Raw genomic sequence first — 12,913 nt, forward strand, 5'->3', positions numbered from 1 at the left:
GGCGTCCACGGCCCCCGGAGCGGAGCACTACCTCGGCTTCGACACCGTCCCGGGCATGAGCGCGATACCCGGAATGAGCGCGGCCCCGGCTACGCACGCGGTCCCGGACACGAACTCCGTCCCGGCCACGGGCGCCGTCCCCGGCGTGGGCGCGATCCCGGCCACGGGCGCGGCCCCTGCCGCGAGTGCCGCCCCGGCCCCCGACACGGCCACCACCGTCCCCACCGCTCCCACCGCTCCCGCCGTTCCCGCAACCGACCCCACCGCCGGTTCCGTCCCCCAGCAGTTCCCCGGTGCCCAACGCGGCGCCTTCTCCCCGGAGATGGCGCGCCGCGACGTCCCGATCCTGCACCGGCTGGTCAACGGCCGGCCGCTCGTGTGGCTCGACAACGGCGCCACCACGCAGAAACCGCGCCAGGTGATCGAGGCCGTGTCCGCGTTCTACGGCTCGGCCAACTCCAACATCCACCGCGGCGCCCACACCATGGCCCGCGACGCCACCGCCCTGTACGAAGCGGGCCGGGCCGCCGTCGCGGACTTCCTGGGCGCCCCGTCCCCCGAGGAGATCGTCTTCGTCCGGGGCACCACCGAGGCGATCAACCTGGTCGCCCAGACGTGGGGGCGGGCCAACGTCGGTCCGGGTGACGACATCCTCGTCCCCGTACTGGAGCACCACTCCGACATCGTGCCCTGGCAGCAGCTCGCCGCCGAGACGCACGCCCGGGTGGTGCCGGTCCCGCTGCTGCCGGACGGGCAGATCGACCAGTTCGCCTATGCCGACCTGCTGTCCTCCCGTACCCGCCTGGTGGCCGTCAGCCATGCCTCCAACGTGCTGGGCACCGTCCCGCCGGTGGCGGAGATGACGGCGCTGGCCCACCGCTACGGCGCCAAGGTGCTGGTGGACGGCGCGCAGGCGGTGGCTCACTTCCCGGTCGACGTGCAGGCTCTGGACGCCGACTTCTACGCCTTCTCCGGTCACAAGCTGTTCGCGCCCACAGGGATCGGCGCGCTGTACGCCAAGCCCGAACTGCTGGCGTCGATGGCGCCGTGGCAGGGCGGCGGGAACATGATCGAGTCCGTTTCCTTCGACCGCACGACGTTCGCGCCCGCACCGCACCTCTTCGAGGCCGGTACCGGGCACATCTCCGGCGTGGTGGGGCTGCTCGCGGCCCTCGACTGGCTGTCCTCCTTCGACCACGAGGCCATCGCCGCGTACGAGGCCCAGTTGCTGGCCTACGCGCAGCAGGTGCTGGCGGCCGTACCCGGCCTGCGGGTGCTGGGCGAGGCCCCCGACCGCATCGGGGTGCTGGCCTTCACGCTCGCCGGGCACGACTCGACGGCGGTGGCGCAGGCCCTCGACCTGGAGGGCATCGCCGTCCGCTCAGGGCATCACTGCGCGCAGCCGGCCCTGGCCCACTACGGCCTGGACAGCGCCGTACGCGCCTCCCTGGCCCTCTACAACACTCCCGAGGAGGTGGACCAACTGGCGGCCTCCTTGCTGCGGCTCCAGCAGGGAGCGTGATCTGAACGGGAGTGCCCGCCCCGCCTCCGGGACGGGCACCCCCCGTTCCCGCCCCCCGTGCGGGAGCGGAGCGCCGTGCTCGGCAACCCTCCTCCGGGCCTGCCCGTCACCTGCCGGTACAGTGCGTTCCTTGACCGGCGCACATCAGAGCAGGGGGGAACGATGCTCGCGCATCTGACGGACACCGCACGCCAGTTGGCCGCTGTCCTCTGGCAGCAGCACACGGTCTACCGGGACCGGACGGGCGGGGTGGTCATACGGGGCGAGCACGTCCAGCGGTGGATCAGCCTGTCCGTCACCGGGACGCGGGGCGAGGTGCTCTTACGGGCGGGCCGCATCCTGGACGGCGGTACGAGCGCGCCCGCGCGGGCCGAGACGGTGATGCGGCTGGACAGCGGTACGGACGAACTGGCCGCCGCCTGCCGTCGGCTGCTGGCCGACACGGCCCTCAGCGGCGTCTCGGAGGCTCCCCGGGAGCCCCGGGCCGGCCGGTCCCGGCCGCAGGCCCGGCAGCGGGCGGGCGGGGCGCGGATCGCCCTGTGGGTGCTCCTCGCCACCGTGACGAGCGCCGCGGTGCTCGCCGCGCTCGTCGCCTACAGCTCCTACCGCGCCGCCCGCTGACGTACGGACGTGCCGTACGGATGTGACGTACGGCCGGCGCGGGTCAGGCCGACACCGGCCGCTGCACGTGGATGGACTGGAGCAGCCCTATGGCGATCCAGACCGCGAACATGGACGTGCCGCCGTACGAGACGAACGGCAGCGGGAGCCCGGTGACCGGCATGATGCCGAGCGTCATGCCGATGTTCTCGAACGCCTGGAAGGAGAACCAGGAGACGCAGCCCGCCGCGACGATGGTGCTGTAGAGCTCGCTGGCCTCGCGGGCGATGCGGCAGGCACGCCAGAGGACGACGCCCAGCAGGACGATGATCAGGCCCGCGCCGAGGAAGCCCAGCTCCTCACCGGCGACGGTGAAGATGAAGTCGGTCTGCTGCTCCGGGACGAACTGGCCGGTGGTCTGGCTGCCCTGGAAGAGACCGGAGCCGGTCAGCCCGCCGCCGCCGATCGCGATGCGTGCCTGGTTGGTGTTGTAGCCGACGCCCGCCGGGTCCAGGCTCGGGTTGGCGAAGGCGGCGAAGCGGGCGATCTGGTAGTCGTCCAGCAGGCCGAGCTGCCAGATGGCGACGCAGCCGACGACGCCTGCGCCCACCAGCCCGAGGATCCATCGGTTGGAGGCGCCGGAGGCGAGCAGGACGCCGAGGATGATCGCGCCGAGGACCATGACGGAGCCGAGGTCCGGCATCAGCATGATGATGACGACGGGGATCGCGGCCAGGCCGAGGGCCTGCACGACGGTGCGGTGATCGGGGTGCGGGCGGTCGCCCGCGTCGACCCGGCCCGCGAGGATCACCGCCATCCCCAGTGTGATCGTGATCTTGGCGAATTCGGCGGGCTGCAGGGAGAGCCCGCCGGGGATGGCCAGCCACGAGCGGGAGCCGTTGATCGTGGCGCCCACCGGCGTCAGGACGAGCAGCGACAGCAGCAGCGAGAGGACGTACAGGATCGGTACCGCCCCGCGCAGCGTGCGGTGGCCGAGCCAGATCGCGCCGGCCGCCAGGGCCAGGCCGATGCCGGTGTTCAGCAGATGGCGCAGGAGGAAGCCGAACTCGTCGCCGTGGTTGAGTTCGGTGCGGTTGCGGGTCGCGGAGAAGACCAGCACCGCGCCGATCAGGGACAGGGCCAGGCAGCACAGCAGCATGACCCAGTCGAGCCGGCGGACGACCGAGTCGCGCGCCGTCAGCCTGCCCCAGGCACCGCGGTCCGGGGAGTAGCGGCGGACGGTGAAGCCGTTCGCCGTGTGCGAGCTGGTCACGGTTCCCGCCTTCCGGGCGCGGCGGACGGCGGGGTGACGGCGACGGGCTTGATGGGCTGCGCCTGGATCGTGCCGTCGCCCAGGATCTTGGGCAGGCCGGTCTGCGGCCTGGGCAGCAGCGCGGCCTTCTCGTCGATCTTGCCCTTGTCGTCCACCCCGTACAGCGCGTTGTAGATCTTGCGCACGGCCGGGCCGGCGGAGCCCGACCCCGTACCGCCCTGGGAGATGGTCATGACGATCGTGTAGTCCTTGGTGTACGTGGCGAACCAGCCCGTCGTCTGCTTGCCGTAGACCTCGGCGGTACCCGTCTTGGCGTGCATCGGGATCTTGTCCTGCGGCCAGCCCTGGAAGCGCCAGGCGGCGGTGCCGCGGGTGGCGACACCGGCCAGCGCGCCGTCGATCTGGGACAGCGTCTTGGCCGTCACCGGCAGCTTCCCGTGCGCCTTGGGCTCGATGTTCTCGATGTGCTTGCCGTCCGGGCTGACGATGGCCTTGCCCACGGTCGGGTTGTACAGGGTGCCGCCGTTGGCGATGGCCGCGTAGATCGTCGCCATCTGTATCGGGGTGACCTGGGTGTCGCCCTGGCCGATGGAGTAGTTGACGGAGTCACCGGCGCGCATCTTCATGCCGGACTCGCAGTTCTCCCTGGCGATCTTCGAGACGTAGTCGTCGCCGGTCCGGCCCTGCTTGCACCAGCCGTCCTTGTTGGCCTCCCAGTACCGCTTCTTCCACTGGCGGTCCGGAACCCGGCCGGTGACCTCGTTGGGCAGGTCGATGCCGGTCTCCTTGCCGAGGCCGAACTGGTGTGCCGTCTTGTAGAACCAGTCGGCCGGGTTCTTCGGCTTGTTGCCGCCGTCCTTCTGCCACTGCTGGTAGGCGAGGCTGTAGAAAACGGTGTCGCAGGAGACCTCCAGCGCCCGGCCGAGGTTGATCGGGCCGTAGCCCTTGGACTCGAAGTTCTTGAAGACCTGGCCGCCGATGTTGAAGGAGGCGGTGCAGGGGTAGGTGCCGTTGAAGTCGTATCCGGCGTTGACCGCGGCCGAGGTCGAGATGACCTTGAAGATCGAGCCGGGCGCGGCCTGCCCCTGGATCGCCCGGTTGAGCAGCGGGTAGTTGGACTCCTTTCCGGTCAGCTTCGCGTAGTCCTTGCCGCTGATGCCGCCGACCCAGGCGTTGGGATCGTAGGACGGGTTGGAGGCCATGGAGACGACCCGGCCGGTCTTGTTCTCCATGACGACCACGGCGCCCGCGTCGGCCTTGTAGTTGGTGCCGGTGTTCTTGTCGTGGGTGCCGCGGGCGTCCTTCATCGCCTGCGCCAGTTCCTTCTCCGCTATGGCCTGGACACGGGCGTCTATGCTCGTGACGACGTTGGAGCCGGGAACCGCCTTGTCGCTCTTGGCCTTGCCGATGACCCGGCCGAGGTTGTCGACCTCGTAGCGGGTCACGCCGGCCTTGCCGCGCAGCGCGCTGTCGTAGGTGCGCTCCAGCCCGGACCGGCCGATCTGGTCGGAGCGCAGCAGCGGCGAGCGGGTGTTCTTGGCCTTCTGGATCTCGTCGTCGGTGACCGGCGAGAGATAGCCGAGGACCTGCGCGGTCTCGGCCTTGCCGGGCGCGGCGTAGCGGCGTACGGCGGTGGGCTCGGCGGAGATGCCGGGGAAGTCCTCGGAGCGTTCGCGGATCTGGAGGGCCTGCTGGGTGGTGGCCTCGTCCGTGATCGGGATGGGCTGGAAGGGCGAGCCGTTCCAGCAGGGCTGCGGGGTCTTGGCGTCGCACAGCCGGACCTTGTTGCGGATCTCCGTCTCCGACATGCCCAGGACCTTGGCGAGCCGGCCGAGCACGGCCTTGCCGTCGTCCTTCATCTTCAGCAGGTCGGTACGGCTGGCGGAGACGACCAGGCGGGTCTGGTTGTCGGCGAGCGGGATGCCGCGGGCGTCGAGGATGGAGCCGCGGGTGGCCGGTTCGACGACCTGCTGGACGTGGTTGTTGCGGGCCTCGTCGGCGTACTCCCGGCCGTTGCGGATCTGGAGGTACCAGAGCCGGCCGCCGAGGGTCAGCAGCAGGGAGAAGACGAGGATCTGGATGGCGATCAGCCGGATCGTGACGCGCGAGGTACGGCCGGTCTCCGGAATGTTGGTCACAGTCGCTTGACCCCCTTGATGCGTCCTGCCCTGTTACGGGCCGATCTGCCGAGCAGTCCGCCGCGCTGGCCGCCGATCCGGGCCGGCTTGGCCGGGAGGTTGGTGCGCATCGAGCGGCTCGCCTTCAGGCCGGTACCGGAGCCGATCCAGCCGTGCACGCTCTTGCGGCCCTTGGCGGAGCCGCCTTGCCCGCCGGCGGCGTCCGCAGCCAGCGGGTCGTGGTCCGTCCTGCGGGCCAGCGCCATCACCAGGGGTACGGCGAACGGGGCCAGCAGCAGGTCGTAGAGCGTGGCGGTGAACAGCAGCCAGCCCAGGCCGACGTGCCGGGCGGCGGAGTCGCCGACGAGCGAGCCGACGCCCGCGTACAGCAGCGTCGAGCCGAGGGCGGCGGCGACCACGACGACCAGCGGCATGGTCGCCGAGCGGTGCTGCCCGGTGTCCGGCTTGGTCAGCCCGGCCACGTACCCGATGACGCACAGCACCAGCGCGTACCGGCCGATGGCGTGGTCGGAGGGCGGCGCGAGGTCGGCGAGCAGCCCGGCGCCGAAGCCGACCAGGGCGCCGCTGACGTGCCCGTACACCAGGGCGAGACCGAGGACGACCAGGAGCAGCAGGTCCGGTGTGGCGCCCGGGAGCTGGAGCCGCGCCAGCACACCGACCTGGACCAGCAGGGCCACGACCACCAGCGCGGCGGAGAGCAGGATCCTCTTGATGCGCATCGGTCAGCTCCTGGGGGAGGCGCTCGCGGTGGGGGTGGCCGTGACGGTGACCGTCGGCGTCGGCTTGGGTTTGGCGGGTTTCTGCGGCAGCACCGTGTCGCGCGGGTCCTCGCGGGGCGGCTGGACGACCACGCCGACGATGTCCAGCCGGGAGAAGCCGACGAACGGGCGGACCTGGAGGGAGCGGGTCAGGTCGCCGTTGGACGGGTCGACCTTGACGACCCGTCCGACCGGGACGCCGGGCACGAACGGCTTGTCGGCGCTGGAGCCGAAGGTGACCAGCCGGTCGCCCTTCTTCACCTCGGCCTTGCCGTTGAGGAGCTGTACGCGCAGCGAGTCGCCGCCCTGGCCGGTGGCGAAGCCGATCTCGTTGGTCTTCTCCATCCGGGTGCCGACGGTGAAGTCCGGGTCGTTGGCGAGCAGGACGGTGGCGGTACTGCGGCCGACGGTGGTGACCCGGCCGACCAGGCCGTCGCCGTTGAGGACGGTCATGTCGCGGGCGATGCCGTCCTGGGAGCCGGCGTCGATGGTGACGGTCCAGGAGAAGCCCTGCGCCGCGCCGATGGCGATGACCTGGGCGCCCTTGATGCCGTACTGGCCGGTGCCGGCGGTCTTGAGCATCTTGTCCAGCTCGGCGGCCCGGTTGCGGTTGCGGTCGGCGGAGCCGAGCTTCGCCTTGAGGGCGGCGTTCTCGCGTTCCAGGACGCTGATCCGGGTGTGCCGCTCGCCGGAGTCGCGTACCGCGCCGACCGCGTTGCCCACCGGGTCGACGACCGTGGCGATGCCGCTCTCGACCGGGCCGAAGGCCGCGGCGGCGGCCTGCCGGGCGGGGGCGAGCGGGGACCGTTCGCCGCCGCGGATGTCCACCGTGATCAGCGCGAACGCGATCGCGACCAGCAGCACCAGTAGCAGCCGGCTCTCTCGTGTGTCCCTCACGTGCGGCGGCCGTGTCCTTCCTCGTAGGACCGGCCGGCTGCGGGCCCGCGCCGGTCGCGCTGGGGAGTGCGGTTGTGCCTTTGTGCGCAGTGCGCGCCCGTCGGGGCGTGGTGCTTGTATATCAACGATCCGCCGTACGGACGATCAGCCGCCCGTACGGCGGAATGTCGGATTCCTCAGCGGCGCGGCTGGGAGTCCAGTACCTGCTGGAGGGCCTCGAACTCCTCGACGCACTTGCCGCTGCCGAGCGCGACGGAGTCGAGCGGGTCCTCGGCGATGTGGATCGGCATGCCGGTCTCGCGGCGCAGGCGCTCGTCGAGGCCGCGGAGCAGGGCGCCGCCGCCGGTGAGCACGATGCCGCGGTCCATCACGTCGCCGGACAGCTCCGGCGGGCACTTGTCGAGCGTGGTCTTGACCGCGTCGACGATGGAGTTGACCGGCTCCTCGATCGCCTTGCGGACCTCGGCCGCCGAGATGACGACGGTCTTGGGCAGGCCGGAGACCAGGTCGCGGCCGCGGATCTCGGTGTGCTCGTCCTGTTCCAGGTCGTACGCCGAACCGATGGTGATCTTGATGCTCTCGGCGGTGCGCTCGCCCAGCAGGAGGCTGTACTCCTTCTTGATGTGCTGGATGATCGCGTTGTCCAGCTCGTCGCCGGCCACCCGGATCGACTGGGCGGTGACGATGCCGCCGAGCGAGATCACCGCGACCTCGGTCGTACCGCCGCCGATGTCCACCACCATGTTGCCGGTGGCCTCGTGGACCGGCAGGCCGGAGCCGATCGCGGCGGCCATCGGTTCCTCGATGATGTGCACCTGACGCGCACCGGCCTGGGTGGACGCCTCGATGACCGCGCGGCGCTCGACTCCGGTGATGCCGGAGGGGACACAGACGACGACGCGCGGGCGGGCCAGGTAACGGCGCTTGTGGATCTTGAGGATGAAGTAGCGGAGCATCCGCTCGGTGATCTCGAAGTCGGCGATCACGCCGTCCTTCAGAGGACGCACCGCGACGATGTTGCCGGGGGTGCGGCCGATCATCTTCTTCGCCTCGGCCCCGACGGCCAGGATGCCGCCGGTGTTGGTGTTGATGGCCACGACCGACGGCTCGTTGAGGACGATCCCGCGACCCCTGACGTACACCAGCGTGTTGGCGGTCCCGAGGTCGACAGCCATGTCACGGCCGATGAACGACATGTTGTTCCCCATGAGGATACGTCTGGCCTTCCCAACTGGAGCGAATGCTTACTTGAGGTCGGCAGGTGTGGTGCGCCGGGGCGCGGAAGCTCCATCGTAGTCACGAAGTCCCCACCGCTCGAACGCGGTGCGGGGTTCCTTCGCCATTGTCGGCGGAACACGGACCCGCCCCCTTCAATGGGGACGTCGTGTCGCGCCGAAGCGTTCCCCCGTTCGGAGCGCGGATACCGCGGGGTGACCGACGGACCGCCGGTCACCCCAGGTCACCGGGGGTCGGGGTGACCTGATGTCAGGAACGGCCCGGGAAGAAAATCTTGATTTCACGCTCCGCCGACTCCGGCGAGTCCGAGGCGTGGACGAGGTTCTCCCGGGTGATGGTCCCGAAGTCGCCGCGGATCGAGCCGCCGGGCGCCTTGATCGGGTCGGTCGGCCCGGCCAGCGCCCGTACGCCCTCGATGACCCGCTCGCCCTCGACGACCAGGCTGACCACCGGGCCCGACGACATGAACTGCACCAACGGCTCGTAGAAATCCCGGCCGACGTGCTCGGCGTAGTGCTGTTCCAGGATCTCGCGGTCCAGGGTGCGCAGCTCCAGCGCGCTGATCGTCCAGCCCGCCTTGCGCTCGATACGGCCGAGAATCTCACCGACCAGGCCGCGGCGGACCGCGTCGGGCTTGAGGAGGACGAGCGTGCGCTGGCTCACGGGAGGGGCTCCTTGGGTGACGTGCGACAGACGGCAGGTGCCCTGAGGCTACATGGGTGACGGCGTTGGGCTGTACGCGGTACCGGGGCCGGGCGGAGGGCCGAACGGGTGATGCGGGCACGGTTTTCGCACGTGTGAGCGATGGGGTCCGGGTGGCGGCCCGGCGGGCCCGGGACCGGTCCGGACCGAATCGGGTCGGGTCGGACCGGGTCGGGTCGCACAGGACCGGACCCGGAAGCCGTGGCTACGCCGTACCCGGCTGCGGCCCCTCCTCCGCCTGGGCCGCCCACCGGGCCTTCGCCTCGTCGATCTTGCGGCCGAAGTGCACCGACGCCCACCACAGCGCGGCGAAGACCGCGCCGAGGAAGAACATCGTGCCCACCACGAAGCCGCTGGCGATCAGGGCCACCTGGAGGGCCCAGCCGAGCTGCACGCCGCCGGGGCGGGTGAGCACGCCGCACAGCAGGACGCACAGCACCATCGCGACGCCGCTGACCGTCCAGACCGTGGCCGTGGAGTGGCCCGAGGTCTGCATCGCGACCAGACCGGCGAACCCGATCACGAAGAACTCGCCGATCAGCGTGCTCGCACACAGCGTGCGCATGGTCAGTTCCTTCCCAGGAGCAGCCGGGCCTCGCCGACCGTGATCACGGAGCCGGTGACCAGCACGCCGGCCCCGGAGTACTCGCCCTCCTCCTCGGCGAGGGTGATCGCCGCCTCCAGCGCGTCGTCGAGCCGCGGCTCGACCTGCACCCGCTCGGAGCCGAAGATCTCCACCGCGACGCCCGCCAGCTCGTCCGCGTCCATGGCGCGGTGGCTGGAGTTACGGGTCACCACGATCTCCGCGAAGATCGGCTCGAAGGCTTCCAGGACGCCGCGTACGTCCTTGCCCTCGCTGGCGCCGAGCACCCCGACGAGTCGGCTGAAACCGAACGCCTCGCTGACCGCCTCGGCCGCGGCCCGCGCGCCCGCCGGGTTGTGCGCCGCGTCCAGGATGACGGTCGGACTCTTGCGCACGACCTCCAGGCGGCCCGGCGAGGCCACCGCGGCGAACGCGGAGCGGATGGTGTCGATGTCCAGGGTGCGGGCGTGCTCGGAGCCGATGCCGAAGAACGCCTCCACGGCGGCGAGCGCCACCGCGGCGTTGTGCGCCTGGTGGGCGCCGTACAGCGGCAGGAAGATGCCCTCGTACTCGCCGCCCAGGCCGCGCAGCGTCAGCAACTGGCCGCCGACCGCCACCTCGCGGCTGAGCACGCCGAACTCCATGCCCTCACGGGCGACGGTGGCGTCCACCTCGACGGCGTGCTTGAGCATCACGGCCGCCGCGTCCACCGGCTGCTGCGCCAGGACGACGGTGGCGTCCTTCTTGATGATCCCGGACTTCTCGCCGGCGATCAGCTCGGGTGTGTCGCCGAGGCGGTCGGTGTGGTCCAGCGAGATGGGCGTGACGACGGCGACGTCACCGTCGATCACATTGGTCGCGTCCCAGGTGCCGCCCATGCCGACCTCGACGACCGCGACGTCCACCGGGGCGTCCGCGAAGGCCGCGTACGCCATGGCGGTGAGCACCTCGAAGAAGGAGAGGCGGTACTCCTGCTGGCCGTCGACCATCTCGACGTACGGCGCGATGTCGCGGTACGTCTCGATGAAGCGTTCGGCCGGGATCGGGGCGCCGTCCAGGCTGATCCGCTCGGTCACGGACTGCACGTGCGGGCTGGTGTACCGGCCGGTGCGCAGCTCGAAGGCGGACAGCAGGGCCTCGATCATGCGGGCGGTGCTGGTCTTACCGTTGGTGCCGGTGATGTGGATGGACGGGTAGGCGCGCTGGGGCGAGCCCAGGACGTCCATCAGCGCCTCGATGCGCCGCACCGACGGGTCCAGCTTGGTCTCGCCCCAGCGGCCGGCCAGCTCGGCCTCCACCTCGCGCAGCGCGCGGTCCACCTCGGGGTCCTCGGGACGGGCGGGGACCCCGTCCCCCTGGGGCGGGCCGGCCTGTGCGCGCAGGGTACGGCTGCCGGCCTCGATCACCGCGAGGTCGGGGTCCCTGGTGGTCTCGGCCTCCACCATCTCCTCGAAGGGGTCGGCCTGGCCGTCCGGGCCGGGGATCGGGTCGGGGTCGTCGTTTCGGGGGCGCTCGTCGCTCACGGCTCCAGTCTACGAGCCACCACCGACACCGGTGGGTGGCGGCCTGCGGCCGGGGCGGGACGGCCCGCGACTCCGGCCGCGACGGGACGCCCGCCCCCGGCAGGTCCCGGCACTACGACAGCGCCGCCTTCATCATCGCCTTGGCCACCGGGCCCGCCAGGCCGCCGCCCGAGATCTCGCTGCGGGCCGCGTCGCTGTCCTCGACCATGACGGCGACGGCCACCTGGTGGCCCTTGCCGTCCTTGGCGTAGGAGACGAACCAGGCGTACGGGGTGCCCTCGTTGTCCACGCCGTGCTGGGCGGTGCCGGTCTTGCCGCCGACCGTCAGGCCGTCGATCTTGGCCTTGGAGCCGGTGCCCTCGTTCACGACGGTCTCCATGGACGACTGGAGTTGCTCGGCGGTGCGCTGCGAGATCGCCTTGCCGCACTTCTCCGGCTCGTACTGCTGGAGCGTGTTGCCGCCGCTGTCGGTGAGCTTGTCGACCATCTGCGGTGTCTGGAGGTCGCCGCCGTTGGCGATGGCCGCGGAGACCATGGCCATCTGGAGCGGCGTCGCGGTGTCGTCGAACTGGCCGATGCCGGACAGCGCGGTCTGCGCCTTGTCCATGCCCTGCGGGTACAGGCTCTTGCCGGCCCGTACCGGGGTGTCCAGCTTGCCGTTGTTGAAGCCGAACTTCTCGGCCTGCGCGCGGACCTTGTCCTGGCCCAGGTCGGCGGCCATCTTCGCGAAGACGGTGTTGCAGGAGTACTGGAGCGCGGTGCGGATGGTCGCGTTCTTGCAGGGCGCCGACGCGCTCTCGTTCTTCAGCGTGGTGCGGGTGCCGGGGAGGACGTACGGGTCGGGGCTGTCGGTGGCCTCGTCCACGGAGGAGTACAGGCCGTTCTCCAGCGCGGCCGCCGCGACGACGAGCTTGAAGGTGGAGCCGGGCGGCAGCGGCTGCCGCAGCGCACGGTTGATCTCGGGGTGCTTCTTGTCCGCCGACAGGTCCTTCCACGCCTGCTGGTCGCCGCTGCCGGAGCCGGCGAACTTGCCGGGGTCGTACGAGGGCGTGCTGACCATCCCGAGGACCTTGCCGGTGGCCGGGTCCAGGGCGACCGCGGCCCCGGTCTTGTTCCCGAGCGCCTCGTAACCGGCCTTCTGCACCTTGGAGTCGATGGTGGTGGCGACATCCCCGCCCTTGGGCCGCTGGCGGGTCAGCGCGTCGCCCGGGTTCTGCAGGCGGCTGTCGGAGCCGTCGAGGAGGTCGCCGTACAGGCTCTCCAGTTGGTTGCTGCCGAAGATCTGCGAGGTGAAGCCGGTGACGGGGGCGTAGAGCGGGCCGTTCTTGTACGTCCGCTTGTTCCTGAGGGTGCCGTCGGTGGCGGTGGAGCCGGTCACCGGCTGCCCGTCCACGAGGATGTTGCCCAGCGGATTCGCGTACTTGGCTATGGAAACGCGTGGATTGTGCGGATCGTCCGTGAACGTGGACGCCTTGGCCCCCTGCAGCCAGGTGACCCACGCCAGGAGCGCGAGGATCAGCAGGACGCAGAAGACCGAGACGCGGCGCAGGGGTTTGTTCATGGGTGGCGCGGCTCCTCGTCGCTGGACGGTGGTGCGGCCGACTACGTACGCCGTACGTTTCGCCGGAAAGTCCCGTTTGCGGGCCCCATGGTCCCCCGTCTCGATGAGAGGCCGATGAGA

The 12,913-nt window shown here is 70.9% G+C and carries 11 protein-coding genes; 2 read left to right on the forward strand and 9 right to left on the reverse strand.

Annotated features, from left to right (window positions below; all coding sequences use genetic code 11):
- The first annotated feature begins 73 nt into the window (after positions 1–73).
- Together AB0A97_RS04410 and AB0A97_RS04415 are read left to right on the forward strand one after the other, a co-directional pair.
- Positions 74–1,522, forward strand: a complete 1,449-nt coding sequence (locus AB0A97_RS04410) for a cysteine desulfurase (RefSeq protein ID WP_361145266.1) — start codon at positions 74–76, stop codon at positions 1,520–1,522.
- A 162-nt stretch (positions 1,523–1,684) separates the two neighbouring features.
- A complete protein-coding gene (locus AB0A97_RS04415) occupies positions 1,685–2,143 on the forward strand; it encodes a hypothetical protein (RefSeq protein ID WP_361144220.1) in 459 nt (152 codons plus the stop codon).
- A gap of 43 nt (positions 2,144–2,186) precedes the next feature.
- Here the strand turns inward: AB0A97_RS04415 and rodA are convergent, their stop codons facing one another.
- The 9 genes from rodA to AB0A97_RS04460 all read right to left on the reverse strand — a co-directional run bounded on the left by rodA (position 2,187) and on the right by AB0A97_RS04460 (position 12,793).
- Entirely contained in the window at positions 2,187–3,395 is a 1,209-nt protein-coding gene (gene rodA, locus AB0A97_RS04420; RefSeq protein ID WP_361144223.1) for a rod shape-determining protein RodA, read from the reverse strand.
- Positions 3,392–5,533: a penicillin-binding protein 2 gene (gene mrdA / locus AB0A97_RS04425; RefSeq protein WP_361144226.1), complete on the reverse strand. Its 2,142-nt coding sequence runs from the start codon at positions 5,531–5,533 to the stop codon at positions 3,392–3,394. The genes rodA and mrdA overlap by 4 nt, the downstream gene beginning before the upstream one ends.
- Positions 5,530–6,252: a rod shape-determining protein MreD gene (mreD, locus tag AB0A97_RS04430; protein ID WP_361144229.1), complete on the reverse strand. Its 723-nt coding sequence runs from the start codon at positions 6,250–6,252 to the stop codon at positions 5,530–5,532. Before mreD ends, mrdA begins: the two co-directional genes overlap by 4 nt.
- Before the next feature lie 3 nt (positions 6,253–6,255).
- Positions 6,256–7,188, reverse strand: a complete 933-nt coding sequence (mreC, locus tag AB0A97_RS04435) for a rod shape-determining protein MreC (protein WP_361144232.1) — start codon at positions 7,186–7,188, stop codon at positions 6,256–6,258.
- A gap of 176 nt (positions 7,189–7,364) precedes the next feature.
- Positions 7,365–8,384: a rod shape-determining protein gene (locus tag AB0A97_RS04440; RefSeq protein WP_003985182.1), complete on the reverse strand. Its 1,020-nt coding sequence runs from the start codon at positions 8,382–8,384 to the stop codon at positions 7,365–7,367.
- A 289-nt stretch (positions 8,385–8,673) separates the two neighbouring features.
- The gene (ndk, locus tag AB0A97_RS04445) at positions 8,674–9,087 is read right to left on the reverse strand and encodes a nucleoside-diphosphate kinase (RefSeq protein WP_031001873.1); all 414 of its coding nucleotides are present in this window, start codon (positions 9,085–9,087) and stop codon (positions 8,674–8,676) included.
- Between the two features lie 244 nt (positions 9,088–9,331).
- Positions 9,332–9,691: a DUF4233 domain-containing protein gene (locus AB0A97_RS04450; RefSeq protein ID WP_361144235.1), complete on the reverse strand. Its 360-nt coding sequence runs from the start codon at positions 9,689–9,691 to the stop codon at positions 9,332–9,334.
- Between the two features lie 2 nt (positions 9,692–9,693).
- Positions 9,694–11,232 carry a folylpolyglutamate synthase/dihydrofolate synthase family protein gene (locus AB0A97_RS04455; protein WP_361144238.1) on the reverse strand — a complete coding sequence of 513 codons (1,539 nt, stop codon included), beginning with the start codon at positions 11,230–11,232 and terminating at the stop codon, positions 9,694–9,696.
- 112 nt (positions 11,233–11,344) lie between these two features.
- On the reverse strand, positions 11,345–12,793 hold the full coding sequence (locus AB0A97_RS04460; RefSeq protein ID WP_361144241.1) for a penicillin-binding transpeptidase domain-containing protein: 1,449 nt from the start codon (positions 12,791–12,793) through the stop codon (positions 11,345–11,347).
- Positions 12,794–12,913 lie beyond the last annotated feature (120 nt).

Origin of the sequence: Streptomyces sp. NPDC045470 (genome assembly GCF_040646595.1) — a bacterium.
Lineage (GTDB): Bacteria > Actinomycetota > Actinomycetes > Streptomycetales > Streptomycetaceae > Streptomyces.